This is a genomic window from Bacillus sp. SJ-10 (assembly GCF_002843505.1).
In the GTDB taxonomy this organism is placed as follows: domain Bacteria; phylum Bacillota; class Bacilli; order Bacillales; family Bacillaceae; genus Bacillus; species Bacillus velezensis.
Genome location: NZ_CP025258.1, coordinates 3181029 through 3207584 on the forward strand (window position 1 = coordinate 3181029; position 26556 = coordinate 3207584).

Here is a 26556-nt window from a genome sequence, read left to right on the forward strand (position 1 = left end):
CACTTTTTCTGAAAACTTTGATGTTTCTCATCGGCTGAGCCGTTATGTATCAAAACAATCCCTATCTTATCATAAAGCATTCTTTCAAACAATGAACGTGAAATCGTGTATACATATTCACATTCCTGTCAAGACTAAGTGTAACAGCATCAATGAATGATGTTGTTGCCAACCGCGGAGAAGACTTACGTTTCCCCATAAGTTCTTCCTCCGGTTTCTCCTCTCCCTTTTCCTTCTCCTTAACTTGTTAAGGAATAGAAGGACCCCGCAGGTATCTGCGGGGATTTTTTTATATGCCGATTTTATAATCGTACTCTTTCGCTTTATCAAGCTTTGATTCAAATTCCAGCTTTAAAAAAGGTTTATAAGAAGGCTCTACCTTCTTCACATAAGAATAAGAAGAAATCTTTTCCATTGTTTTTTCGATTAGATCCATATCGCAATACAGCACAACGTATTTCAGCCGCTTGGAAACATAATGAACGTTGCCGAATTTTCTCAGCATTTTGCTGTGTTTTAAAGAATGCAGATATACGATTATGCCTTGGCGCTTATTTTCCATCATGATCACCCGCCTGACTTTCTGTTCATTTTATGTAAAAGACGAGACGGCCGTCTCGTCAGGAAACTTTGCATCCGCAGCCGCCGCCGGAACCGCACCCGCCGCCGCAGGATGACAGGCCGTCAAAATAAGGATTCCCCGTCGGAACTTTTACATGCTCCGAGACGGCCGTTCCGAGTTCAATGCTGATCTCGTCAAGCAGCGACTGAAGCTCAGTCTCCGCTTTTTTAAATTCGGCCACCTTATCGTTTAAATCCAGTTCCCGCTTCATTTCTCTCATTTTGCGGGAAATCTCTCTATAATCAGGATGGTATTTGCCAAAGCGCTGCACATCCTCATACTGCTCTTTAACGCTCATAAAAGAACGAATGATCCGCCCTGCCTCTTCATCTTCACGGAGACGCTTGTAACAATCGCGGTAATTTTCAGCCGTCTCAGACTGCAGAATCATGCCGGCAAGCTGCTCCGCTTCACTTTGAAGCTTGACGGACTCAATTGTTGCATACATAAATACGCACCTCCAGTTGCTAGTTTACCATGAAACCACCCAATTGGAAAATGCGGCGTTTAAACGCTTTTTAATCCTGTGAACGCATGGCGTGAACCATCTGCATCATCATCTGCGCCATTTGAATCCCGTTTGAGAATTGGCTTACCCGATGCGGTATCGTCTTTTCATAAAAATTCATCATGTCAAGCTGAAAGGAATTGAGATCGTCCGGTTTTCTCGCAAGTCTGCGGTACCAGACGGGACGCTGCCGTATAAACCGTTTCCGTTCCTCATCTGCGGATATGAATTCCTGAACCTCTTTTCGCATACACGATCCCCTTCTTTAATCCTTTCTGAACGAAAAAGGATGTTGTCCGGAGCCTTGCCGGGGCTGCTTCGTGCTGCTCCCCGAAAATTGGCTTAAAAGGCTTTGCAATGATGAAATGGACTGGCTCATTTTATTGATCTGCTCATTCATTTGGTTGATATCCATCTTTTTAACGGCAGTGACCATTTTTGAAACGAAATCGTTCTTTTCAGCTGGTTCCTGTTTGGTTTCCGCGTCGGAAGAAGGCTGAACGGCCTCGTCTTTAAAAGGGTCCCATATCGGATCATCCCCGCCCAGAAGAACCCAATTTTCATAGACTTCCTGCCAGCTCCTTTGTTCCTTGCGAACATTTTGGATCAGTTTGGGATGCTTTTTTACGAATTGTTTAAAATCATCGATTGATTGCCGTGATTGCTGATTCGCCACAATTCTCACCCCCTCCGAAAAGTTTTGCCTGCTATAATGTATCGGTTCATGCGCCTTAATGTTCGCCTAAATTGCGAAAAAAAGCAGGTATATTTTTTTCAGCAGGAGCGCCGCTCGCGAAAAAACATAAAAAAACCGCGGGGGACGCGCCCCTCTGCGGTTTTTACTGCCAAGGCTTAATGAAGTTTTGCGTATAATACTTCCGGTCCACGCCGACACCGAGGTGCGTATAATCCGGGCTTAACAGCGCCTTTCTGTGGCCTTCGCTGTTCAGCCAGCCCTCCACGGCGGCAGGACCGTCCACATAGTTGTAGGCAATATTTTCACCGGCCTCCCGGTATTTCACATCGCCTTTTTCCAAGCGGTCCTTCAGAGTCCCGTATTTCTTTGAGACGTGAGAGAAATACTTGTTATCCTTCATGTCCTTGCTGTGGCCGAATGCCACTTTTGCGGCGCCTTCGTCCCATTTCAGCCTTGCCAGTCCGTGTTTCACGCGGATGACATTTGTAATGTCGAGAATCTGCTGCTCACTCGCTCGTTCAATGTCGTTCCATTTTTCATCAGAAACTGGCTCGGGTTCTGTCAGCTTTCCTCTGTACATGACTTCATACGGCCTTTGTTTCACAAGTGTTTCCGCATCAAATGCCCTGATGCTTGACAGATTCCCGTCAAATTTGTCCATGTACAGCTGAACATACATTCCGCCTATCTTGACGGTGGGGCGGGTATTGATATCTTCTTCAGAAAACTCGAACCGATACGTGTTTCCCTTGTCAGTCACATTGACAAAAGGAGAAACCTGCGTCGTTTTAAAAACTTCGCCCGTCGATTCGCCGATCTTAAACGGTTTTGCGTTGATGCCGCTTCCCGAAGCGTACAAAGTCACGGCTTTATCATTCAAAATACCGACTTGTACGTATTGGTCTTTCCCCTGGTTGTACACCCACCACTCGTAATCGTAGGCAGAAGGATCTTTCCGGGACGGTTCCCCAAGTTTCTTTTTCACATCGGCGGCAGATTTCCCCATGAGAGAAAGCAGTCCGGATGACGGCATTTTCAGCCGTTTTCCGCTCTCTTCTTCATTGGAAACCTGAGGCTCCTCCTGATCCGTCTTTTTCTGAGGAGCCGATCCATATTGTATAAACAGAACATACGCTCCGTAAATAAGCAAAAGGATAACGAGAGCCCTTGCGATATTTTTCAACCTCTCACCCCCATATGTTCAAACCGTTCTGTTTTTGTTTACTCTTATACAGTACAGCCTATTTGCATCGTCCGTGATTTATGTTTAATGGATAAACCCCTCCGGACCGCCGTCTTCAGAAATGTCAGACAGCGCCCGGCCTGCTTGCTCATTTGATTGCTCGGCCAGCGAAAGATCGCCGAGCGTAACAATGCCGACCAGTTTTTTATCCTTTGTGACGGGAATTCTTCTGAGCTGATGTTCAGCCATCAAATGGAGCACCTCCTCCACAGAGGCGTCTTCTTCTGCACTGATAACCCGCTCTGTCATTGCGTCGGTTATTTTTTGAGAGTTCGGCTTTTTTGAAGCAATTCCCCGTAATACGAGATCTCTGTCTGTCACGATCCCGACAAGTGTGGCGCCGTCTTCATCCACTATCGGAATGGCGCCGACATCCGCGTCTTTCATCTTCACCGCAGCTTCATATACATTATCTAATACTGTACAATATTGCAAGTCTGACGTCATGAGCTTATTGATCTTTGTCATTGCGGAATTCCTCCTTTTTCTGCTACTATTGTCGTCAAATTTTTCTTTTTGCATACTTTCACCGCATGAATCATTGAAAGTGTAACGCTTTCATACTATGATTGTCAGGAAAGGGCATTTTTAAAAGGAGGGGGAAGGTTTGAAGTTTGAAAACAGCGGTCTTGAAGGGGTAACAGCGGAGCTCAGCCGCTTGAATGATCTGATGGAAGGTAAAGGGCTCATTCTGGCTGGACAATGGGATTATGAAAGAGTGACTTACGACAAAAAGTTTTCAGTACCTGAGGGGACATTTTATCTGCGGATTCAAGGAACGGCAAAAGAGGGCGATGTCGGCGGCAGCCGGGCCGTGATTCAGCTGAAGGCCCCTCTTTTAGGAAAGCATTATTATCCGCACGGCGTAGAATACGGCAGTGCTGAAGAATTTCCGGAACATGTTGTCGCTGAAAGCAAAGCTTTACTGCTTGAATTGGAAGAGTCATTAAAAACAGTGCAAATGTAATAAAAAAGTACAGCATATTCTGCTGTACTTTTTTTATGAGACGGTATGCTCGATATACGGCGGCTCTGACAGCGTATCTTTTTCCCGTTCCGTTCTGACCCACTGAAAAAAGATGACAGCCAAATATGTTCCGTAGACCGCCTCTTGAATGATTTTCATCAGTACTGCCCCAAGCTGCTGATCTTCCAGAGGAGGGAGCGTGTTAAACATCTCCGGTCCGGATAAAGGGATCTCCTCCAGCAAGTCTAAAGGAACGCAAAGCTTCATTGCTTCGGCCCAAGCCGCCGGATCTGTATACGTGGCATACATGGGCGCCCCGCTGAACATAATGAGCGCGCAGGCCGGCGTTAACAGAATCCCGTCTGCCATAATATACCCCAGCTTCATTAAACCGCTGAGACGGGGCAGACCGTCCACCTTATGCACGAGCGGCCACCACATAAAAAACGCCGTTACAAAGATGAGTCCGTTCATCAGCGTGTGATACAGCGAATCCGTTTTGACGAAATCAAATATAAACGGGATGTGATACAGTGAAAAAATACCGTTAAACAGCACTAATGCGATAAGCGGCATTGAAAAGAACGAAAACAGCGGCTTTATGACAGGACGGAAGATCAGTTTTTTCCATGCCCAGCCGGGAATTCCGGAAATCAACAGCGGCGGTACGACTAAAAACAGAACCGCCATCTGCGCCATATGGGCGCTGAACATCACATGGCCCAATAAATCAACCGGACTTCCCGCAGCCGTGTAAAAAAATAGCGCGGAAAGCACAAACAGCACCTTCTCCTTAGCGGCCACACGTCCTTTATGCCGGCTGCACCAGTAAAAGTAAACACCTGTTATCACGGCAGTTATACAAAACAGATACGGGCTCCACATTGCGCGAAACCCGAACATTTCCAAATTAATCAAATCTCTCACTCCCCGCCGTCCCGATTACCACCAAATAATCGTGACAAATGCAAGCACGGTGATAAACGCGACAAATATTCCCGAATACAGAAATAATGACGGCGCTTCATGCCCCTTCTGGCTCATATGCATAAAGTAAAACAGCTGAAAGATGACCTGGATGACCGCAAGCAGGATCAGAAACGGCATCGTAAACCATCCGGCAATGCCGTCAGCAGCCACCGTCAAAAACGCGACAAGCGTAAGGCCGATCATCAAACCGAAGGATATGACCTGATATTTCATCTCCTCGGCATTTTTCTTTTTCCGATATTCGAGATCCGTACTGACAGTCCCTCTGTTTTTGTTATCGTCCATCGTTATCCCACCATCCCCATCAAATATACAACGGTAAAGATAAAGACCCACACGACATCGATAAAATGCCAATATAAGCTGGCCACATAATATTTCGGCGCATTATAAAGGCTGAGCCCTCTTTTCGCATTCCGGATCATAAGCGCGCTGATCCACAACAGCCCGAACGCCACGTGTGCTCCGTGTGTGCCGACCAGCGTGTAAAACGCTGAGCCGAGCGCAGAGCTTGTAATGGTAAAGCCGAATTCGTGAGTGTAATGCATAAATTCATAGATTTCTACCCCTAAAAATCCTGCTCCCAATAAAACGGTAACCAGAAGCCACACCTGCATTTTTTTAAAGGAGAAATTTTTCATATGATACATCGCATACACACTCGTTAAGCTGCTCGTTAAAAGAAGCATCGTCGCGATAAACACGATCGGCAGCTCAAACATCTCAGCCGTTGACGGCCCTCCGGCTTTAGATTCCCGTAAAGCAAGAAATGTCGCAAATAGCGAGGCGAACAGAACCGTTTCGCCGCCGAGAAACAGCCAAAATCCCAAAAACTTATTTTTCCCCTCTAGCGTTGCTTTTTCAGGAGAAGCCGGAAAGGTTTCAGCCGTCATTTTTTCCTGCAGCTGCATTACGCCTTCACCCCTTTATCATCATTCGGCAGATCTTCTTTGTGAATATGATAGCCGTAATCATCGACCACAGAGCGAAGCAGCATGGTAAAGAATGTGATGCCGAGCCCTATGAAGATAACCGGAAGCCCCCATGAATAATCGGAGTGGTATAAAAACCCAAACGCTGCGACAAACAGCCCGAAAGATATGATAAACGGCATGATGGAGCCGTTCGGCATATGAATGTCCTCTACAGGCTCTGCAGGCGCCATCCCTTCATTTCCGGCCTGCTTTTCAATCCACAGCGGGTCAAGTCCCCGGACAAACGGAAGCTGTTTAAAATTATATTCCGGCGGCGGCGAAGAGACCGCCCATTCAAGCGTACGACCGTCCAGCCACGGGTCGTTCCCCACGTATTTCCCCTTTATTGAGGTATAAATAATATTGACGACGAGTAAAACTGCCGCGCCCGCCATGAAAAACGCGCCGATTGAACTGATCAGGTTGCCGGTATCAAGCCCCTGGCCGGGCAGATATGTGTAAACGCGCCGCGGCATTCCCATCAAGCCGAGGAAATGCTGAATGAAGAAGGTAAGATGAAACCCGATAAAAAATAAGACGAACGAAATTTTTCCCATCGTTTCATGAAGCACCTTCCCGAACATTTTCGGCCACCAGAAATGCACGCCCGCCAGGATGCCGAACACAACGCCGCCGATAATGACGTAGTGGAAATGCGCTACGACAAAATACGTATCATGGAACTGATAATCTGCCGCTGCGGCCGCCAGCATGACACCCGTGACTCCTCCGAGTACGAAAGAAGGAATAAAGGCGACGGCATACAGCATAGGCGTCGTGAATTTGACATTTCCTCCCCAGATGGTCAAAAGCCAGTTGAAAATTTTAATGCCCGTAGGCACCGCGATCGCCATCGTCGCAACCGCAAATATCGCATTAGCGATCGGTCCGAGTCCCGTCGTAAACATGTGGTGAACCCAAACCATGAACCCGAGAAAGCCGATCAGCACGATCGCAAAGACCATAGACGAATAACCGAACAGACGTTTCCTCGCAAATACGGGAATGATTTCTGAAAAAATCCCAAAGGCGGGAAGAATTAAAATGTATACTTCCGGATGCCCGAAAATCCAAAACAGATGCTCCCAGATTATCGTATTGCCGCCCAATTCAGGATTAAAGAAATTCGTTCCGAACAAACGATCCAGCATCATCAGCGCCAAACCGACGGTGAGCGGAGGAAATGCGAATAAAATGAGTGCCGACGCCACAAATGTCGTCCACGTAAACAGCGGCAATCTCATATACGTCAAACCCGGCGCCCTCATATTAATAATCGTGGCGAGAAAATTGATCCCCGCAATCAGCGTACCTAAGCCTGATATTTGCAGGCCGAGCACGAAAAAGTCTATGCCGTGCCCTTTCGAATTCAGCGCAAGTGACGCGTACGACGTCCATCCTGCATCAGGAGCGCCCCCTAAAAACCAGCTCAGATTCAAAAAGATGCCTCCGAAGAAAAACAGCCAAAATCCGAGCGCATTCAAAAATGGGAATGATACGTCACGCGCCCCGATCTGCAGCGGCACAACCGCGTTCATCAGCCCGAATAACAGCGGCATCGCCGCCAGGAAGATCATTGTCGTGCCGTGCATCGTCATAATTTCATTAAACTGCTGCGCACCCATAAAATCGTTCCCCGGCCTCAAGAGCTGAATCCTGATAAGCATGGCCTCAAGTCCGCCGACGACGAAGAAAAATCCCCCGGCGATCATATATAAAATCGCGATTTTCTTATGGTCAACCGTCGTCAAATAATCCCAAAGCAAAGAGCTTTTTCTTTGCTGTCCTGTAAGCGTATTCATCATTTGCGACCTCCCCCCTGATATCTCCCTGTCCTCACTTGTTCTCCGCTTTCAGCCCTTTTAAATATTCATACAGCGCATCCGTTTCAGCGTCCGAGAGCTTCGGATAAGTCCCTGTCATTTTATTGCCCGGTTTAATGCTGTCCGGATTTTTCAGCCAGGCTTTTATATTCTCTTTATTCGCATCCTTAATGCCGGCCACTTTGACCCGCTCACCGAAGGTAGCGAGGTTCGGAGCCGTTCTTGCCGCTTCAGCCCGTTTATCATTGGGCTCAACCGCATGACAGCTCAGGCAGTTTTTTTCCTTAAAGAGCTCTTCTCCTTGCGCGGCTAAACCGGAATCTGTTGTATGCTTATAATTTTTCATCGCTTTCGTCCATTGTTTAAATTCTTTTGACGGCAGCGGTTTCACTTTGAAATCCATCAGCGCATGTGAAGGTCCGCACAGCTCTGCGCATTTCCCGAAGAAATATTCTCCCGCTTCTTTGCTGCGTTTAGAATCGAAGGTCAGAAAGAAAGTATTGTCATTATCCGTATTCGTATCGATTTTTCCCCCGGCTGACGGAATCCAGAAAGAGTGTTTCACATCTGAGGACTTCAGCTTGAAATAGACGCGTTCATCTGTGGGAACGATCAGCTCCTGACTTGTCACAAACCCGTAATCAGGATACTCGAATTCCCACCAGTATAAATTCGCCCTTACATTAATCACGAGCGCATCCTCTGCTTTACGGTTTTTCTTATCCATCGGCGACGTATCCGCCAGCGCCAATGTGTCGATGACAACCGGAATGACAAGAATAATCAGAAGCAGGATCGGAATAACGGTCCAGGTGATTTCTAAAAAACGGTTCCCCTCCACCTGTTTCGGTATCGTGTCTTCCCCTACACGCGACCGTCTGAACCTCACAATGACGTAAAAGAAAATAACTGCTACGACCGCAACGACGACAACCATGATAAGTGTGCTGAGCACCGTCAGATCATATTGTTTATCAGCCACTTCGCCGGCAGGCTTGAGTGTGGACAGAAACGGTTTTCCACAGCCGCTCAATAAAAGCGGCACTAAGGCTAATAATGATAAAAGACGCCAACGCTTTAACATTTCACCCAACCCCTTTTTTGAATCAGTACGAGATGCACAAGCAGTAAATCTGCTTCCAGCCGAAATACTTCATTTCCTCATTTCTTAAAATATGAGATTTTTTACTTAAAATTCCATCTATGTATAAAAGCAAAGCCGCCTGATTAAACAAAAGGTCAAGGCGGCGTTTACTAGTTGTCATTGTTTGTTTTGGCGATCAAACAAGCTCATTATTCAATTAAAACAGCGTGAAGACCACCATCGCTACAAAATAAATGGTCATGTAATTAAGCGAATAGACAAACATAAGAGTTGCCCACTTCATGATGTTTTTCATGCGGAATCCCATCAGTCCGAGAACAAGCCATCCGACATTCAGCAAAGTGCCGAGAATGACGATCGGAAGACCGAGACTGCCGAGGAAAAACGGAAGAGGCAGCAGGCATGCGACCCAGACGATAATCTGTCTTTTCGTCACTTCAAAGCCGTGCACTACCGGAAGCATCGGGATATTCGCTGCTCTGTAATCTTCCGTCTTTTTAATCGCAAGCGCTAAAAAGTGCGGAATCTGCCAGATGAATAAAATCATGAATAAAACCCACGCGACAACACCGATGTGCCCTTCAACCGCTGTCCAGCCGATTAACGGCGGCACGGCGCCTGATACACTTCCGACAACCGTATTAATCGTATAACGGCGTTTCGTCCACATTGTATAAAGAACAACGTACGTAAACACGCCGATAAAACCGATGACTGCTGCCATCACGGTGGTCATCAAAAGCATGATAAGTCCTAAAGCAATGAGTAAAATTCCTGACCACAGCGCTTGATTCGGCTGAATCTTTCCGGTTACCGTCGGTCTTACTTTCGTGCGTTCCATTAAATGATCAATATCACGATCGTAATAGTTGTTAACCGCACAAGAACCGGCGATGATCAAAGAAGATCCTATTAATGTAAGAAGCACGGTGTTTAAATTGCCTAAAAAACTCAGACCGGATATATGTAACGCAAGCCACATGCCGGTAAAAGTCGTAATTAAATTCGAATTGACGATTCCTATTTTGATAAGCGAAAGGAAATCCTTCCATGCCGTCGTCTCTTCAATCTGTCCGTCTATAGCTGTATCGTTTAAAATTCTGGAATTAGCCATAACGTAAACCTCCCTTACAAACCTAAAGCAGGTTTTTTAAGACCTGCAACTCTATCATACAAGATAATGACCTGTAAAAAAACATCCTCTTAAATATTAAACGAGAAACAGGAATTTATTTGTGAACTTTTTATGAATTTTACCAAATCCGCCGGTTTCTTAATAAAGCGGTTACTTTATTTCTATCAGACCCATCTGGAATAATCAACCCCATTATCTAAGAAGTCCTGATTCTATTATATTTTTGTGAACAAACAGAATTGAGAATTGCCACAAAACACATATTCGCTTACACTTGGTACGTATATCATTTTGTCCAGTTTGTTAAGAAGGTGAATGTAAAATGAATAAAGCTTTGAAAGCGCTCGGCGTACTGACGACATTCGTCATGCTCGTCGTGCTGATCGGCGGCGCTCTTGTCACAAAGACAGGATCGGGTCTCGGTTGCGGAAGGCAGTGGCCGCTTTGCCACGGCCGGTTTTTCCCGGAGCTTAACGCCGCTTCTATCATTGAATGGAGCCACAGACTCGCAAGCGGTGTCTCAATCGTTCTCGTGCTGAGTCTCGCTTTTTGGGCATGGAGAAAAGTCACGCCTGTTTTCCGTGAAACAACCTTTCTCGCCATTATGTCCATTATCTTTTTATTTTTACAGGCGCTTCTCGGCGCATTAGCGGTTGTTTTCGGATCAAATGCGCTCGTTATGGCGCTTCATTTCGGCATATCGCTGATTTCTTTCGCTTCTGTTCTGATTTTGACGCTGCTCATATTCGAAGCTGATAAATCAGACAAAAAGCTCGTCAAGCCGCTCAGAATCGGCAGAAAAATGCAGTTTCATATGATCGGTCTTTCGATTTACACGTATATCGTCGTTTATACGGGGGCTTATGTACGCCATACGAAATCAAGCCTTGCCTGCCCTGACGTTCCGCTTTGCAGCAGGCTGAATCACGGGCTTCCGTCCCATTTTCAGGAATGGGTGCAGATGGGTCACAGAACGGCAGCACTGCTTCTGTTCGTATGGATTCTTGTCGCTTTTGCGCATGCGGTGCGCTCCTACAAAGATCAAAAACAGATTCTTGGGGGCTGGATAGCGTCTCTTGTCTTTGTTTTATTACAGGCGCTGTCCGGAATCATGGTTGTTTATTCAGAAATGGCCACCGGTTTTGCACTTGCCCATTCGCTCTTTATTGCCGGCCTGTTCGGCGTCTTATGCTATTTCTTATTATTAATCGCCCGCTTCCGCTATGAATCAAAACAGCGGAACATCTGAGGCACATGAAAAGGCCGAAGCATTAGAGCTTCGGCCTTTTTACATATAAAAAACCTGATCGCACACGGGGGCGGATCAGGTTTTTTATATTCATTTTTTACGCTTTTTCAATTTCGATCAGTAAATCGCCTGTCTGAATCGGTTCACCGTTTTTCACATGAATCTGCTGTATCGTCCCGGAGAACGGCGCCTGTACCGTCGTCTCCATTTTCATCGCTTCATTAATCATCAGATGATCGCCTTTATTCACCTTTGCCCCGGTTTCCGTTAACAATTTAATGACGGTTCCCGGCATGGATGCCGCAATGTGGCTTGGGTTTGTCCGATCTGCTTTTAATTTTTCCTGTACGGACGATTTAATGCTTTCATCTTTAATGACCACCTCGCGCGGCTGGCCGTTCAATTCGAAATAAACGACACGTGTCGCATCTGGCTGCGGTTCACCGATAGATACAAGCTTCACGATCAGCGTTTTTCCGCGCTCGATTTCCACTTCGATTTCTTCACCGAGTGTCATGCCGTAGAAGAAAGTCGGTGTGTCCAATACGGAAATATCACCGAAGCGTTCCGCCGTTTTAACATATTCAGTAAACACCTTCGGATAAAGAGCATACGCGATTGCGTCCTGATCACTCAATTCCATCTGATGTGTTTCTTTCCATTCTTCTTTAATGCCTTCAAAAGATACCGGTTCAAGCAGCTCACCCGGTCTTACCGTGATCGGCGTCTGTCCTTTCAGAACGAGCTTTTGCAGTTTTTCCGGAAATCCGCCGTGCGGCTGGCCGATCTGCCCTTTAAAGAGCTCAACGACTGAATCCGGAAAATCAAGCGTTTCGCCTTTATCATAAACATCTTGTTCTGTTAAATTGTTTTGCACCATGTAAAGCGCCATATCTCCGACGACTTTGGAAGAAGGTGTTACTTTCACGACGTCGCCGAACATGCGGTTGACGACGCTGTACATGTCTTTCACCTCATTCCAGCGATCACCGAGGCCGACTCCTTTTGCCTGCTGCTGCAGATTGCTGTACTGGCCGCCCGGCATTTCATGATTATAAATCTCAGTATGCGGAGACTTCATCCCGCTTTCAAATTCACTGTAATACTGACGGACGGATTCCCAGTATTGCGACAGTCTTTCCACCTGCCGGACATCCATTTCAGGACGGCGGCTGTTTCCTTCAAGGGCATGATAAAATCCGCTTGCGCTCGGCTGTGAAGTCAGACCCGCCATTGAGCTGACGGCGACATCCACGATGTCCACACCCGCTTCAACAGCTTTGGCATAGAGAAAGACGCCATTGCCGCTCGTATCATGCGTGTGAAGATGAACGGGAATATCAATCGTTTCCTTCAGCGCTGAGATAAGTTCGTATGCGGCTTGAGGTTTCAAAAGACCGGCCATGTCTTTAATACCGAGAATGTGCGCACCAGACGCCTCAAGCTCTTTCGCCATAGAAAGATAATACTTCAAATCATATTTCGTCCGGGTCTTATCAAGAATATCTCCCGTGTAACAAATCGCAGCCTCCGCCACTTTTCCGGTTTCACGGACGGCATCGATGGCCAGCGTCATCCCTTTTACCCAGTTCAGGCTGTCAAAGATCCGGAATACGTCAATACCTGACTTCGCTGACTGCCGGACAAATTTTTGGATGACATTGTCCGGATAGTTTGTATAACCGACGGCATTTGATGAACGAAGCAGCATCTGGAACAATGTGTTCGGCACTTCCTTGCGAAGATCTTCAAGGCGTTTCCAAGGGTCTTCTTTTAAGAAACGGTACGCTACATCAAATGTCGCGCCTCCCCACATTTCAAGGCTGAACAGTTCAGGCCACAGGGCAGCCGTAGGATTCGCGATTTTTTTCAAATCATTGGATCTGATCCGTGTTGCGAGCAGGGACTGATGGGCATCCCTGAACGTTGTATCGGTCAGGAGCACGGATTTTTGCTCTTTCACCCAGTCTGCAAGCCCCTCAGCGCCTCTTTCATCAAGGATCTGTTTCGTACCGCTTGCCGGCCTTTCCCCGATATCTAACGTAACGGTCTGAGGCTTATCAAATGCAGGCTTTTCTTTTTTCCCGATTCCCGGAAAACCGTTCACCGTGACATTGCCGATATAGGAAAGCATTTTTGTTCCGCGGTCCTTCTGTTTTGGGAAAACAAACAGCTCAGGCGTTGTGTCGATAAATGATGTGTCGTATTGGCCCGTCAGGAATTTTTCATGCTTTGCCACGTTTTCAAGAAACGGAATATTGGTCTTAATGCCTCTGATCCTGAATTCCTGCAGGTTGCGGACCATTTTCGCTGATGCCTGTTCAAACGTCAGCGCCCATGTCGACAGCTTGACGAGCAGTGAATCATAATAAGGCGTGATGACGGCGCCCTGGAAGCTGTTTCCCGTATCAAGGCGGACGCCGAAGCCGCCGCCTGAGCGGTAAGCCATAATTTTACCCGTGTCAGGCATAAAGTCATTCAGCGGATCTTCAGTGGTCACACGTGATTGGATCGCATACCCGTTTGTAAAAATGTCTTTCTGCTCAGGGATATTGACGGCACGGCTGTGCAGTCCGTGGCCCTGCGCGACGAGGATTTGCGTCTGAACGATATCAACCCCCGTTATCATTTCCGTAATCGTATGCTCCACTTGTACGCGCGGGTTCACTTCAATAAAGTAAAATTCACCGCCCGCTACGAGAAATTCCACGGTCCCCGCGTTGATATAGCCGACATTTTTCGCAAGCGCGACAGCCGCTTCACAGATTTCGTCCCTTAATTCAGGCTGCAAAGATACACTCGGCGCCACCTCAATGACCTTTTGATGGCGTCTCTGAACGGAACAGTCCCGCTCATACAGATGGACGACATTGCCTTCTTTATCTCCGATCACCTGAACTTCAATATGCTTAGGATTTTCGATCAGTTTTTCAACATACACTTCATCGTTTCCGAATGCGGCTTTCGCTTCTGATTTGGCCCGCTCAAACGATTCTTTCAATTCGCTTTCGCTTCGGACGATTCTCATTCCGCGGCCTCCGCCTCCGAGCGATGCTTTAATAATAAACGGAAATCCGTGGACTTTTGCGAATTGTTCGACATCTTTTAATGTTTCAGCCGGTCCGTCACTCCCCGGAATAACGGGGATGCCGGCTTTTTCTGCCTGCTCCCTCGCCTTTACCTTATCTCCGAACATATCCAAATGCGCTGACGTCGGTCCGATAAATACGATGCCCTCTTCTTCACAGCGCCTCGCAAATTGGATATTTTCAGAGAGAAATCCGTAGCCCGGATGAATGGCATCAACGCCGTTTCTTTTTGCGATCTCAATAATCCCTTCAATATCAAGATACGCGTCAATCGGTTTTTTGCCTTCTCCCACAAGATAAGCTTCATCCGCTTTATAGCGATGATAGGAGCCCGAATCTTCTTTTGAATAAACGGCTACCGTTCTGATGTTCAATTCTGTGCACGCCCGGAAAATCCGGATCGCAATTTCTCCCCTGTTTGCTACTAACACTTTTTGGATGGATTGTTGTGACAAACTTTTCTCCCCCTTGGCCTAATAAATATGTAGTTTATAATAAAGGAATATCCGTCCTGTGTATACACTTGTTTTTTAGAGATACACAGATTTTTCCGTCTGCCGTCTTTTTACCCCCTTAGACGGAACGGGCTCCCTCTTTTTCTTCTTTTCTGAGTACTTGACATGCATGCTGACATTCACCAATATACCGGCACTCGTTAATAACAAAAACATTGATGAGCCCCCGTAGCTGATAAACGGCAGCGGAACACCTGTGATCGGAATTAAACCGCTGACACCGCCGAGATTGATAAAGGTCTGAATCGCAATCATGCTGGATATCCCGATTGCCAAAAGGCTTCCGAACGGATCTTCACATTTTCTCGCAATATAAAAACCTTTTAACACGACAAAAGCCAGCAGCACAATGACAAACAGGACGCCGAAAATGCCGAGCTCCTCTGAAATAACCGCCATAATAAAGTCTGTATGCGATTCAGGCAGATAACCGTATTTTTGAATGCTTTCTCCAAGACCGAGACCGAAAAAACCGCCTGAGCCGATCGCATAATACGAATTTATAATCTGCAGGCCTGATGTGCTGGCGTATTTAAAGGGATTTTCAAGACTTTCAAACCGGCTCATACGCCCGGGTGTCAAAATATCGTCCCATTTCAGATAGATGATCGGGCTGACAAGGAGTAATACGATTCCCGCCATGAGAACCAGCTTGAGCAGGGTCCTTCCGCTGAATCCCGAACACATAATAACGCAAAGCGCGATCAGACCGATAATCATCGCCGTTCCGAAGTCAGGCTGAATAGCGATAAGCGCACAAATGACTACGGTGACGATCACCGGCGGAGCAACCCCCGTCAAAAGCTGATCGATGTAGCTTTGTTTCTTTGCGTATACCGCGGCAAGGTACAGTATCAGGGTCAGCTTGACAAATTCCCCCGGCTGAATGGCCATTCCTCCGATTTTAAACCAGCTTTGCGCGTTTCCGGCAACATGTCCGAAAACAAACAGCGCGCAAAGCGCAGCCACTGACGCAAGCAGTATGAATTTCTGAATCTTTTGATGGGCGAACACTTTGTACGGAAAAACGGCCGCGATGATAAACAGCACAAACCCCGCGATGACGGCGAACAGCTGCCGTTTAAAGAAATAGTCGCTGCTCACGCCGTAACGCATAACGGCGGTAATCATGCTTGAGCTGTATACCATTACCAATCCGAAACTGCACAGCAGAATGATAGCGCATATCAATGAATAATCGTAAGATTTTAACATTCTTTTAAACATAACATCCTCTTTCCTGCTTAAAGCTTACGTTTAATACCTATTGCGTATTATATTTTACTATAATTCATAAACAATTTACGCAGTTTCTTTATAGTTTTTCGGATGAAATGCAGATTAAGAGACCGTCTTACGAAAAGAAGATGCAAAAAAACGGTTTACGGTTATAAAAAAACCCAAACCGTTGAATAGTTTGAGTTTGATCATTTATTTTCCTGTAAACGCGTCATGCAAAGCAGACAGTTCTCTTTCAAGTCTGTCCAGCAGCTCTTTGCCGTCGTTTTCGTCAACTAATCCCAGGCGGACAGCAAAATCGATTTCCCTCGACAGTCCGAACATCTGAGTATCCAAGACCTCTTCATACAGAGGACATTGAGGCATCGTTAAGTTATCCATTTGTACTCGGATCAGCTTCAAAATCTTCTCAGCATCTAACTTCAACAGCTCGAATGCTTTCTGCTGATGGTCAACTATAATCTCTGAAGCCAAAAGTATCCCTCCGTTCCCCAGGCGAGTACCTAATTCTTCTATTTATCATAAAGGGTATCAGGTGAAATTGCAAGAGGATTTAAGCAGATGTTATGATAAAAAATGTTTCAAAAAATACTCAGCCTGTATTTCTCAGACATGATTTCCAAAAGCTTCACACCCGCGATGCTGTTGCCTTTTTCATCAAGCGCCGGGCCGAATATACCGATTCCGAAGTTGTACGGCGAAATACCCATGATTCCTCCCGAAACGCCGCTTTTAGCGGGAATGCCGACCTTGATTGCGAATTCCCCGCTCGCATTGTACATGCCGCAGGTCACCATAAACGTCTTGCAGATTCTCGCCACATCTTTTTTAATGACCTGCTCCCCGGTTTCCGGATGCTTGCCGTCAAGGGCGAATACACAGCCGATTTTGGCTAAATCCAGACTGCTCATCTTAATCGCGCACTGTTTTGTATACAAATCCATGACCTCTTCAACATCGCCTTTAAAAATGTCATACTGCTTCATGTAATAACACATGGCCCGATTAATCATGGAAGATTTGAATTCCGATTCCGCGACATGGCTGCAATATGTAATGTCCTGATTATTCGCAAGTCTTCTGATGAATCCGAGCAGGTAATTCAGGCGGTCTTTCGGCGAATGCCCTTTAATTAAACCCGTAACGACGAGAGCTCCCGCATTAATCATCGGATTTAAAGGCTTGCCCGGATTTACTGTTTCAAGCTTAATCATGGAATTAAACGGGTCGCCGGTCGGCTCCTGACCCACGCAGCTGAACACCTTTTCCTTTCCGTAATCCATCAGTACGAGCGCCAGAGAAAGCACTTTCGAAATGCTCTGCAGCGTAAATGTCCGGTCGGCGTCTCCTGCCGTCAGACATGTATTTTCCGCATGATAAATCGTGACCGATAGGCTGTCTTGTTCAGATTCAGCCAGAGCCGGAATATAGTCTGCCACTTTGCCTTCTTCGGTCCTTTTTTTCGCTTCCTGAACTAATGCGTCCAGCTCTTGGTAATGCCGGCATACCATGTCGATCATCCTCACTTCGCTGCCGTTGTATACATCTAATTTGCGACACAAAGTGACAATTCATGCGAAAACTTTTATACTTTAAGTAAAGGGGGGCTTCACCATGAGCGTTATTCAAGTAAAAGGCAATGTTACATACCCGATTACAATTGATCCGAGTGTCTGGATTTTCGATGACCGCAAGTTTCCGTTTGAAAAAAATCAGCCCGTTCATCCGGACGGCTCTGCAGAAACCCAGGAGCATACGCTTGATCCGGAACGGGTGATCAGAGAAGGGCGCATTTCGCCGCCGACTTTAAAAAGCGAAAAACGTTATGAAAAAGAAAGACTGATGAACGGCAGCTTCGCCATGAAGCTCGGCGCTGTTTTAGCAAATGCCGAGCCGAAAGAAAGCGCTGTCCTGTGCGCATTTATTTCAAAATCAGAAAGAACCGAAGTGCCGCTCGAAAAGGCGATGGACGCAATCGCGCATTTCAGCGATGCGGGGAAACCCCTTCAAGACGGCGGCCCGGTCCATTTTTACGTGGACGGAGACTTTGAAAAACCAATAACGGGCGTCACAGAAATCGAAGTTTTATAACAAATCGGCGGCAAGCTGTGCAAGGCCGGATCTCTCACCTTTCACAAGCTTCACGCTGCCGGAGACGGTTTGTTCTTTAAACCGTTCTACAACATAAGCAAGTCCGTTGTTTAAACTGTCTAAGTATGGGTGATCTATTTGCTCCGGATCGCCCATCAGGACAATTTTGCTGCCCTCTCCCACCCGAGTCAAAAGCGTTTTGACCTCGTGCCTCGTCAGATTCTGAGCCTCATCAATAATAATAAATTGATCCGGAATGCTTCTTCCCCGAATGTATGTCAGCGCCTCCACCTGAATCGATCCGATTCCTGCCAAAATCGCTTCAAGTTCACCCGGCTTTTTCGCATTGAATAAAAATTCAAGATTATCAAAGATCGGCTGCATCCACGGCTTGAGCTTTTCCTCTTTTTCGCCCGGCAAATATCCGATATCCTTTCCCACCGGGACGATGGGACGCGCGACGATCAGTTTTTTATAAATACCGAGATCCTCCGTCTGCAGAAGCCCTGCCGCGAGAGCAAGCAAGGTTTTTCCCGTTCCCGCTTTTCCGATCAGGGTGACAAGCGGGATATCTTCCCTCAGCAGGAGTTCAAGCGCCATTGTCTGCTGGACGTTCTTCGGCCTGATACCCCATACGTGCTCATCATCGAAAACGAGTCTTTTTACGGTCTCGCCTTTCTTATCTGCCATGCCGACCGCAGACGAAGATCCTCCTAATTCATCTTTCATCAGCACAAATTGATTCGGATAAACCTGATGCTGCTGAAGCTCCTTGACTGAAATTTGTTTGTTTTTATAAAACGAGGCAAACCGCTCTTTATTCATAAATATATCTTTGTACCCGCTATATATTTCATCATGGTCAACGACTCTGTCGTTTAAAAAGTCCTCCGCCAAAAGCCCGATGGCATCCGCCTTTACCCTGACAAGCACATCTTTGCTGACCAGGATGACGAGGCGGCCGTTTTCTTTCGTTTCCTCCTCAAGGCTTAAATTTTTTGCCACCGCCAAAATGCGGTTATCATTCGTTTTTTCGATAAAAATTTCTTGGAGCTGGTGAAATGACCGGTGGTTCAGTTCAATTCTGAGCGTTCCTCCGCTTTCAAGCGGAACTTTCTCGTGCAGCCTTCCTTTCTCCCTGAGCCCGTCTATCAGCTTAGATACGTGCCTCGCATTTCTCCCGACCTCGTCCATATACCGCTTTTTTGAATCGACCTCTTCCAGCACGACGGCGGGGATGACAACTTCGTTTTCTTCAAAGGAAAAAATGGCGTTAGGATCCTGCAAAAGTACATTCGTATCTAACACATAAATTTTACTCAAGTCTCAGCCTCCTGAAATAAGGATCAAAGCCCATCGTGTGCTTCTCTTTCCGCGAAAAACGGGGATGCCTGCTAAAATATATGATTTGGTGAATAAAGATAGAAGGTTAATTCAACAATAAAATAAATGAAAGCATTCAAGGAGGAAATCTGACGTGCGAATTCTTTTCATTATCATACAAGCCTTGTTTATCCTTACCGGCTGCACTGCTGTACAGGACGGCCGCGGCCGCAATATTCAGAACGAATCAGCCGATCAGCGCGATGCAAAACCGATCCATGTGAAAAATACGGCTCCTGAGACAGCTGAAAATCCAGGCCGGACAGACATCGCTAAGCATCTCGTCGAGGTAACCGAAAAAATCCCCGGCATTTCAGATGCCACCGCGGTTGTACTCGGAAGATACTCCGTTGTCGGTATCGATGTGGATGACAATTTAGAAAGAAGCAAAGTGGAGAGCATTAAATACACGGTTGCCCAGGCGTTAAAAAACGATCCTTACGGCGCCAATGCCGTTGTCGTGGCTGATCCTGATACGGTTTCCCGTCTGAGAGGCATGGGCAGCGACATTAAGGCCGGCCGCCCCGTTTCAGGCATTTTGGACGAACTTGCCGCCATCGTCGGCCGTGTCATGCCGGAAGTCCCGAATGATGTGACCGACAATGAAAAAGAATCACCGACTCAATCGAATGATGATCAGCTGAACGAAAGAGACCAGAACAAGCTGCAGAACGAACAGAACGATCAATCGGATCATCATATGAAAAACCGCCGGTAAAAAGCAGCGCCCGCTTCAAAGGAAGGGCGCTGCTTTCTTTCCCTTTGGCAGGAGGGGCATCCATGATATAATGCTTGTCATAGTGAAAGAGGTGAAAAATCAATGAGAGTAAAATGTTCCATTTGCGACAAAATCGAACAAATTGATGATGAAACACTGACAGCCAAACGCCTCCGCAATCGTCCGATTCATACATATATGTGCCGGGAATGCCATGACCGAATCAAAGTCAAAACGGAGGCGCGGCTGAATACCGGACACTTTTCCTTTCATCCCGGACAAAAAGCGAAAAAAGATAAACTGAAAAAATAAACCGAATAAAAAATGACCCGCCGGAAGGCAAGGTCATTTTTTTATTGCGGTTTAGCTGACTGGTTTTTTTTGGACTGGTGCAGACGGATTTTGTAAACGATCAAAATCAAGGCGGCGACAACAAGCCCTTCTCCGACCGGCAGAAACACACCGAAAAAAGTCAGCACGGTGCAGCCGAGCACGAGAAAGAGATAAACTGCCGCAGCCTTCAACACCGGCAGCCGTTTGGCAAAGCCGAGTTTAAATACAATCACCGAAAGCACGACGATCGTTCCGTATAACAGCCACATTCCCGTCAGCGGATGCTCATCCACTTGGTAAAGAGCCGCAAAGAACGACAGCCGTTCACTTACTTCATTCAAAAGGATCCCCCTCCCCTTTTCCGTTCGGGTTCTACCTTTTCAAATTCTGCAAGTGATTAAGACATTCCTGCTGTTTTTTTCTTTTTCGCCGCTTTTTCACGTTCGTTTTTATTCAGGATTTTCTTTCTTAAACGGATGGATTCCGGCGTTACTTCACAGTATTCATCTTCGTTTAAGTACTCGAGTGATTCTTCAAGCGACATAATGCGCGCTTTCTTAATCGTAGTCGTTTGATCCTTCGTAGCGGAACGGACGTTTGTCTGCTGTTTCATTTTGCTGACATTGACGACAAGGTCATTGTCACGGTTATGTTCGCCGACAATCATACCTTCATATACTTCTGTTCCAGGCTCAACGAAGATGACGCCGCGGTCTTCAATACCTTGAATTCCGTAAGATGTCGCTTTTCCGTTTTCCATGGAAACGAGCACACCCTGACGGCGGCCTCCGACTTGGCCTTTTTGCATCGGCTGATAGCTGTCAAACGTGTGGTTCAGGATACCGAAACCGCGTGTCAGTGACAGAAACTCAGTAGAATAGCCGATGAGTCCGCGCGAAGGTACGGTAAAGATCAGGCGGACCTGGCCGTTTCCGTTATTAATCATATCAAGCATTTCGCCTTTTCTCGCACCCATTGATTCCATAACAGAACCGGTATGCTCTTCAGGCACGTCAATCTGCACGCGCTCAACAGGCTCGCAGCTTACGCCGTCGATTTCCTTAATGATAACTTCAGGCTTAGACACTTGAAGCTCATAGCCTTCACGGCGCATGTTTTCAATTAAAATGGACAGGTGAAGCTCACCGCGTCCTGAAACAACCCATGCGTCAGGTGATGCCGTCGGTTCGACACGGAGACTGACATCTGTTTGAAGCTGCGCGTTCAGACGCTCTTCAATTTTGCGGGATGTGACATATTTGCCTTCACGGCCTGCAAACGGGCTGTTGTTTACGACAAATGTCATTTGGAGCGTAGGCTCATCAATGCGCAGAACCGGCAGCGGCTCATGGTGTTCAGCCGGACAAACCGTTTCACCGACGTTGATATCTTCCATGCCCGAAACGGCAACGAGGTCTCCCGCTCTCGCTTCTTCAATTTCCACGCGTTTCAATCCTTGGAAACCGAAGATTTTCGTTACGCGGAATGATTTTACCGTTCCGTCAAGTTTCATCAATGAAACCTGCTGACCCACTTTCATCGTGCCGCGGAAAACGCGTCCGATACCGATACGGCCGACATAATCATTGTAATCAAGCAGCGCCACTTGGAATTGAAGAGGCTCTTCGGCGTTATCTACCGGGGCAGGGACATGTTCAAGAATCGTTTCATACAATGATTCCATATTTTCGTCCTGCTTTTTCGGATCAAGACTTGCCGTTCCGTTAATCGCAGAAGCGTAGACGACAGGGAACTCAAGCTGTTCTTCGTTTGCGTCAAGCTCGATGAACAAATCAAGCACTTCATCAATGACTTCTTCCGGACGGGCGAAATCACGGTCGATTTTGTTTACGACGACAACCGGATTTAAGTTCTGCTCAAGGGCTTTTTTCAGTACGAAACGGGTTTGCGGCATGCAGCCTTCATATGCGTCAACGACTAACAGAACGCCGTCAACCATTTTCATAATCCGTTCTACCTCTCCGCCGAAGTCGGCGTGTCCCGGAGTGTCCAAAATATTAATGCGTGTATCTTTATAGTTAATCGCAGTATTTTTCGCAAGAATTGTAATACCGCGTTCACGTTCAAGATCGTTTGAATCCATTGCGCGCTCGGCAATATTTTCGTTGGCACGGAATGTTCCGGCTTGGTGAAGCAATTGGTCTACCAAAGTCGTTTTCCCATGGTCAACGTGGGCAATAATCGCGATGTTGCGAAGATCGTTTCGAAGTTTCACATTTTCATCTCCTAAAAAAATTAGATAACTTTCATATTATACCACACATCCTCTTTAAAAGCGTTACGTTTTTCTGTAAACTGAAAGTATGACGTTAAAGGGGATGGAAATATGAAAAAATTGAATTGGCTCTTATTATTATTTGCATTCGCAGCAGTCTTCAGCATGATGCTGATCGGCGTATCAATCGCTGAGAAAAGCGCATGGGGCATCATCGGAAGCATTGTTCTCGTTATCGCCATGATGGGAAGCGGTTTCACCGTAAAGAAAAAAATGCGCGAACAGGGACTGCTTGATTAAAAGCATGGCCCTTTGCAAAATTCGGTAAACATGGAAAGCACAATATCTAATGAAGCCTGAATCAAAGATTCAGGCTTTTTCACATGCTCAAAACAGGCTTTAGATGTAAGGCTTATCTCCCCCGCCGCCTAGTCAGGAAGCCGGAAATGACAGCTCCCATTCTAGTTACATCAGCAGATTCCCTCAGAAGATGCAGTCTGAAATAGTCCGGCATCGTTATGCAGAAAATACCATACCTCCTATATCAATTCCATCATTGTCTTTTTATACTTGTGGCTGTAAGCAAATACACATGACAAGGAGAGAACGAAATGAAAACATCTTTTTTGAAGAAAACCGCTGTAACTGCCGCCGCAACCGCCTCAGCCGCCTTGCTTGCATTCAGTCCGCTTGATTCTGCCGGCGCAAAAACGATCCAGGCAAATGAACCGCATATCCTGCAGGCTTCCGCAGAGAAAACACCGGAAGACGCGGCAAAACTCATTGACATCATCAGCCAATCGATTTACGAAAAAGACGGTGTCTATTATTTTGACAGCGAAAAAGCGGTGGAATTGGGATTAGATCAAGAACAAGCCCAGATCATTCAAAAGCTGTGGGACAGTTCAACCGAATTTTTAACCGTTCTTTCCCAATGTATTGAGAAAACGGACGGCGAATATACATTTAATAAAGAAAAAGCGGTGGAGCTCGGCTTTACGGAAAAAGAGGCCCTTATCGTTGATCAGCTGTTCACCGCTTTTTCCCAAAGTCTTCATATCCTTCAATCTGCGCTGATTGAAGAAGACGGTGAGTATACGTTTGATCAGGACCTTGCTGAAAAAGCAGGAGCAGGAAAAAAAGAAGCAAAGCTGTGTGCCGGATTCTTTAATTCACTGCCCCAGGAATTGCTTGAAGGCATTTATACAGCCTTTCATCCGGCTGAGTAAACGGATTAAAACGCCCGGTCATTCAGCCGGGCGTTTTTTTAAATCAGCAGTTTAAGGATCAGCATGATAAAGAAAACAGCGCCGAACAAACAGGCTGCTTTTATCAGCAGCTTCCCGTAATACCGTTCCTTAAACCGCCTTTCTTCTTCTGCGTAACAGGCTGGCGCCTTCATCTCAGGGCTGCCGAGGTCAAGCGGCTCCTTCATCATATGATATAAACTCCCGCACTTACCGCATGATTCAAGATGGCGGGAAATAAACCGCTCCGTTTCTGTTTCACAATCGCCTTCAATATATAAAGGGAGTAAATCTCTCACTAAACAGCAAGTCATATCTGTCCGTCCTTCCTTTTTTCCGCCAAGTGCTGTTTCAGCTGCATTCTCGCCCTGTACAGGGTGCTCTTCACCTTCGAAAGACTCCAGTCCAAAACATCTGCAATCTCTTCGTAAGACAGCTCTTGAAATATCTGTCGAAATGCTGAATAAAATGACTGAAAATCTCTGACATCTGAAACAATCCTTTTCGTTTATTAAGGCCTCACCCGTTTAGACAAACGGCTATAAAAAAAGTTTTACAAATCGGAACATTTTTCCCCTATCATTTTTCCCGACTTCATTTGTCATTTTTTTCAGAATAAATCGCATCATTCGACTCATGTCTGATTCAACACGTGCCTCTCGGCTTATCCCCCGATGCTGGCCTCCGGAAGCCTTTCCGGGACGATTCTATCAATTCATCAGCGGAGTCTAGTTTTATATTGCAGAATGAGAGAATGCTGGTTTATTATAACAATATAAGTTTTCATTATTTTCAAAAAGGGGGATTTATTGTGGGTTTAGGTAAGAAATTGTCTGTTGCTGTCGCCGCTTCCTTTATGAGTTTAACCATCAGTCTTCCGGGTGTTCAGGCCGCTGAGAATCCTCAGCTTAAAGAAAACCTGACGAACTTTGTGCCGAAGCATTCTTTGGTGCAATCTGAATTGCCTTCAGTCAGTGACAAAGCAATCAAGCAATACTTGAAACAAAACGGCAAAGTCTTCAAAGGCAACCCTTCTGAGAGACTGAAGCTGATTGACCACACGACCGATGATCTCGGCTACAAGCACTTCCGTTATGTGCCTGTCGTTAACGGTGTGCCTGTGAAAGACTCGCAAGTCATTATTCACGTCGATAAATCCAACAATGTCTATGCGATTAACGGTGAATTAAACAACGATGCTTCTGCCAAAACGGCAAACAGCAAAAAATTATCTGCAAATCAGGCGCTGGATCATGCTTTTAAAGCAATCGGCAAATCACCTGAAGCCGTCTCTAACGGCAACGTTGCAAACAAAAACAAAGCCGAGCTGAAAGCAGCGGCCACAAAAGACGGTAAATACCGCCTCGCCTATGATGTAACCATCCGCTACATCGAACCGGAACCAGCTAACTGGGAAGTAACCGTTGATGCGGAAACAGGGAAAGTCCTGAAAAAGCAAAACAAAGTGGAGCATGCCGCTGCAACCGGAACAGGTACGACTCTTAAAGGAAAAACGGTCTCATTAAATATTTCTTCTGAAAGCGGCAAATATGTAATGCGTGATCTTTCTAAACCTACCGGAACGCAAATTATTACGTACGATCTGCAAAACCGACAATATAACCTGCCGGGCACGCTCGTATCAAGCACTACAAACCAGTTCACAACTTCTTCTCAGCGCGCTGCCGTTGATGCGCATTACAATCTCGGCAAAGTGTACGATTATTTCTATCAGACGTTTAAACGCAATAGCTACGACAATAAAGGCGGCAAAATCGTATCTTCCGTTCATTACGGCAGCAAATACAATAACGCGGCCTGGATCGGCGACCAAATGATTTACGGTGACGGTGACGGCTCATTCTTCTCGCCTCTTTCCGGTTCAATGGACGTAACGGCCCATGAAATGACACACGGTGTTACACAGGAAACAGCCAACCTGAACTATGAAAATCAGCCGGGCGCTTTAAACGAATCCTTCTCTGATGTATTCGGATACTTCAATGATACTGAGGACTGGGATATCGGTGAAGATATTACGGTCAGCCAGCCGGCTCTCCGCAGTTTATCCAATCCGACAAAATACGGACAGCCCGACCATTACAAAAATTATCGAAACCTTCCGAATACTGATGCCGGCGACTACGGCGGCGTGCATACAAACAGCGGAATTCCGAACAAAGCCGCTTACAACACGATTACAAAAATCGGCGTGAAAAAAGCGGAGCAGATTTACTACCGTGCACTGACGGTATATCTCACTCCGTCATCAAGCTTTAAAGATGCAAAAGCAGCTTTGATTCAATCAGCGCGGGACCTTTACGGCTCTCAAGACGCTGCAAGCGTAGAAGCGGCCTGGAATGCGGTCGGCTTGTAAACAAGAAAAGAGACC

Annotated in this window: 28 protein-coding genes and 1 pseudogene; 8 read left to right on the plus strand and 21 right to left on the minus strand. The window is 46.4% G+C overall.

Going from position 1 to position 26556, the window contains the following annotated elements:
- Positions 1 to 289 precede the first annotated feature (289 nt).
- The 6 genes from CXL14_RS15690 to CXL14_RS15715 all read right to left on the minus strand — a co-directional run bounded on the left by CXL14_RS15690 (position 290) and on the right by CXL14_RS15715 (position 3538).
- Positions 290 to 562 carry a YlbG family protein gene (locus tag CXL14_RS15690; protein WP_014417705.1) on the minus strand — a complete coding sequence of 91 codons (273 nt, stop codon included), beginning with the start codon at positions 560 to 562 and terminating at the stop codon, positions 290 to 292.
- A 58-nt stretch (positions 563 to 620) separates the two neighbouring features.
- On the minus strand, positions 621 to 1070 hold the full coding sequence (locus CXL14_RS15695; protein WP_003154472.1) for a regulatory iron-sulfur-containing complex subunit RicF: 450 nt from the start codon (positions 1068 to 1070) through the stop codon (positions 621 to 623).
- A gap of 70 nt (positions 1071 to 1140) precedes the next feature.
- Positions 1141 to 1380, minus strand: a complete 240-nt coding sequence (locus CXL14_RS15700; RefSeq protein ID WP_003154475.1) for a YlbE-like family protein — start codon at positions 1378 to 1380, stop codon at positions 1141 to 1143.
- A gap of 15 nt (positions 1381 to 1395) precedes the next feature.
- A complete protein-coding gene (locus CXL14_RS15705; protein ID WP_014417704.1) occupies positions 1396 to 1806 on the minus strand; it encodes a YlbD family protein in 411 nt (136 codons plus the stop codon).
- A gap of 163 nt (positions 1807 to 1969) precedes the next feature.
- The gene (locus tag CXL14_RS15710; RefSeq protein ID WP_014417703.1) at positions 1970 to 3010 is read right to left on the minus strand and encodes a CAP domain-containing protein; all 1041 of its coding nucleotides are present in this window, start codon (positions 3008 to 3010) and stop codon (positions 1970 to 1972) included.
- A gap of 84 nt (positions 3011 to 3094) precedes the next feature.
- Complete coding sequence (locus tag CXL14_RS15715) at positions 3095 to 3538, minus strand: CBS domain-containing protein (protein WP_014417702.1); 444 nt, start codon at positions 3536 to 3538, stop codon at positions 3095 to 3097.
- A gap of 139 nt (positions 3539 to 3677) precedes the next feature.
- On the opposite strand from CXL14_RS15715, the gene CXL14_RS15720 reads away from it, so the two are divergent.
- Positions 3678 to 4037 (plus strand): YugN family protein, encoded by a 360-nt coding sequence (locus CXL14_RS15720; protein ID WP_007409688.1) that lies wholly within the window; start codon positions 3678 to 3680, stop codon positions 4035 to 4037.
- A 33-nt stretch (positions 4038 to 4070) separates the two neighbouring features.
- On the opposite strand, the gene ctaG is transcribed toward CXL14_RS15720, so the two are convergent.
- The 6 genes from ctaG to cyoE all read right to left on the minus strand — a co-directional run bounded on the left by ctaG (position 4071) and on the right by cyoE (position 10043).
- Positions 4071 to 4955 carry a cytochrome c oxidase assembly factor CtaG gene (gene ctaG / locus CXL14_RS15725; protein WP_088056515.1) on the minus strand — a complete coding sequence of 295 codons (885 nt, stop codon included), beginning with the start codon at positions 4953 to 4955 and terminating at the stop codon, positions 4071 to 4073.
- A 24-nt stretch (positions 4956 to 4979) separates the two neighbouring features.
- Positions 4980 to 5312 (minus strand): cytochrome c oxidase subunit IVB, encoded by a 333-nt coding sequence (ctaF, locus tag CXL14_RS15730; protein ID WP_007409686.1) that lies wholly within the window; start codon positions 5310 to 5312, stop codon positions 4980 to 4982.
- A gap of 2 nt (positions 5313 to 5314) precedes the next feature.
- The gene (ctaE, locus tag CXL14_RS15735) at positions 5315 to 5938 is read right to left on the minus strand and encodes a cytochrome c oxidase subunit III (RefSeq protein WP_003154482.1); all 624 of its coding nucleotides are present in this window, start codon (positions 5936 to 5938) and stop codon (positions 5315 to 5317) included.
- Entirely contained in the window at positions 5938 to 7806 is a 1869-nt protein-coding gene (gene ctaD / locus CXL14_RS15740; RefSeq protein WP_014417700.1) for a cytochrome c oxidase subunit I, read from the minus strand. The genes ctaE and ctaD overlap by 1 nt, the downstream gene beginning before the upstream one ends.
- 31 nt (positions 7807 to 7837) lie before the next feature.
- Positions 7838 to 8908 (minus strand): cytochrome c oxidase subunit II, encoded by a 1071-nt coding sequence (gene coxB / locus CXL14_RS15745; protein WP_014417699.1) that lies wholly within the window; start codon positions 8906 to 8908, stop codon positions 7838 to 7840.
- Between the two features lie 217 nt (positions 8909 to 9125).
- On the minus strand, positions 9126 to 10043 hold the full coding sequence (cyoE, locus tag CXL14_RS15750) for a heme o synthase (protein ID WP_003154486.1): 918 nt from the start codon (positions 10041 to 10043) through the stop codon (positions 9126 to 9128).
- Between the two features lie 343 nt (positions 10044 to 10386).
- Between cyoE and ctaA the strand changes: the two genes are divergently transcribed.
- Positions 10387 to 11313 (plus strand): heme A synthase CtaA, encoded by a 927-nt coding sequence (gene ctaA, locus CXL14_RS15755; RefSeq protein ID WP_014417698.1) that lies wholly within the window; start codon positions 10387 to 10389, stop codon positions 11311 to 11313.
- 97 nt (positions 11314 to 11410) lie between these two features.
- Here ctaA and pyc read toward each other — a convergent pair whose 3' ends face one another.
- The 4 genes from pyc to glsA all read right to left on the minus strand — a co-directional run bounded on the left by pyc (position 11411) and on the right by glsA (position 17667).
- Positions 11411 to 14857 (minus strand): pyruvate carboxylase, encoded by a 3447-nt coding sequence (gene pyc, locus CXL14_RS15760; RefSeq protein ID WP_014417697.1) that lies wholly within the window; start codon positions 14855 to 14857, stop codon positions 11411 to 11413.
- 75 nt (positions 14858 to 14932) lie between these two features.
- Positions 14933 to 16144, minus strand: coding sequence for an FtsW/RodA/SpoVE family cell cycle protein (locus CXL14_RS15765; protein ID WP_014417696.1), 1212 nt, complete (start codon positions 16142 to 16144; stop codon positions 14933 to 14935).
- Positions 16145 to 16348: 204 nt separating this feature from the next.
- On the minus strand, positions 16349 to 16630 hold the full coding sequence (locus CXL14_RS15770; RefSeq protein WP_003154494.1) for an Fpa/YlaN family protein: 282 nt from the start codon (positions 16628 to 16630) through the stop codon (positions 16349 to 16351).
- A 107-nt stretch (positions 16631 to 16737) separates the two neighbouring features.
- Complete coding sequence (gene glsA / locus CXL14_RS15775; RefSeq protein ID WP_040221710.1) at positions 16738 to 17667, minus strand: glutaminase A; 930 nt, start codon at positions 17665 to 17667, stop codon at positions 16738 to 16740.
- Between the two features lie 103 nt (positions 17668 to 17770).
- Here glsA and CXL14_RS15780 point away from each other — a divergent pair, with 103 nt between their 5' ends.
- On the plus strand, positions 17771 to 18247 hold the full coding sequence (locus CXL14_RS15780) for a hypothetical protein (RefSeq protein WP_007409680.1): 477 nt from the start codon (positions 17771 to 17773) through the stop codon (positions 18245 to 18247).
- Here the strand turns inward: CXL14_RS15780 and CXL14_RS15785 are convergent.
- Positions 18242 to 19570, minus strand: coding sequence for a PhoH family protein (locus CXL14_RS15785; protein ID WP_014417660.1), 1329 nt, complete (start codon positions 19568 to 19570; stop codon positions 18242 to 18244). The two genes, CXL14_RS15780 and CXL14_RS15785, sit on opposite strands and share 6 nt — an antisense overlap.
- Before the next feature lie 154 nt (positions 19571 to 19724).
- Here CXL14_RS15785 and CXL14_RS15790 point away from each other — a divergent pair, with 154 nt between their 5' ends.
- A complete protein-coding gene (locus tag CXL14_RS15790; protein WP_014417659.1) occupies positions 19725 to 20348 on the plus strand; it encodes a YhcN/YlaJ family sporulation lipoprotein in 624 nt (207 codons plus the stop codon).
- A gap of 102 nt (positions 20349 to 20450) precedes the next feature.
- A complete protein-coding gene (locus CXL14_RS15795; RefSeq protein ID WP_007409677.1) occupies positions 20451 to 20660 on the plus strand; it encodes a YlaI family protein in 210 nt (69 codons plus the stop codon).
- Positions 20661 to 20701: 41 nt separating this feature from the next.
- Here CXL14_RS15795 and CXL14_RS15800 read toward each other — a convergent pair whose 3' ends face one another.
- Both CXL14_RS15800 and typA read right to left on the minus strand, forming a co-directional pair.
- Complete coding sequence (locus CXL14_RS15800; protein ID WP_014417658.1) at positions 20702 to 21022, minus strand: YlaH-like family protein; 321 nt, start codon at positions 21020 to 21022, stop codon at positions 20702 to 20704.
- A 56-nt stretch (positions 21023 to 21078) separates the two neighbouring features.
- Positions 21079 to 22917, minus strand: a complete 1839-nt coding sequence (gene typA / locus CXL14_RS15805; protein ID WP_014417657.1) for a translational GTPase TypA — start codon at positions 22915 to 22917, stop codon at positions 21079 to 21081.
- 111 nt (positions 22918 to 23028) lie between these two features.
- Between typA and CXL14_RS15810 the strand changes: the two genes are divergently transcribed.
- Positions 23029 to 23217 (plus strand): YlaF family protein, encoded by a 189-nt coding sequence (locus tag CXL14_RS15810; RefSeq protein ID WP_003154504.1) that lies wholly within the window; start codon positions 23029 to 23031, stop codon positions 23215 to 23217.
- A 311-nt stretch (positions 23218 to 23528) separates the two neighbouring features.
- A complete protein-coding gene (locus CXL14_RS15815; protein ID WP_014417656.1) occupies positions 23529 to 24146 on the plus strand; it encodes a hypothetical protein in 618 nt (205 codons plus the stop codon).
- A gap of 38 nt (positions 24147 to 24184) precedes the next feature.
- On the opposite strand, the gene CXL14_RS15820 is transcribed toward CXL14_RS15815, so the two are convergent.
- Positions 24185 to 24478, minus strand: coding sequence for an anti-sigma factor family protein (locus CXL14_RS15820; RefSeq protein ID WP_007409673.1), 294 nt, complete (start codon positions 24476 to 24478; stop codon positions 24185 to 24187).
- Positions 24475 to 24609: pseudogene (locus CXL14_RS15825) on the minus strand (RNA polymerase sigma factor); the annotation flags it as partial. The gene CXL14_RS15820 and the pseudogene CXL14_RS15825, both read right to left, overlap by 4 nt.
- A gap of 366 nt (positions 24610 to 24975) precedes the next feature.
- Here CXL14_RS15825 and CXL14_RS15830 point away from each other — a divergent pair.
- A complete protein-coding gene (locus CXL14_RS15830) occupies positions 24976 to 26541 on the plus strand; it encodes a M4 family metallopeptidase (RefSeq protein ID WP_017417711.1) in 1566 nt (521 codons plus the stop codon).
- The last annotated feature ends 15 nt before the right edge of the window (positions 26542 to 26556 follow it).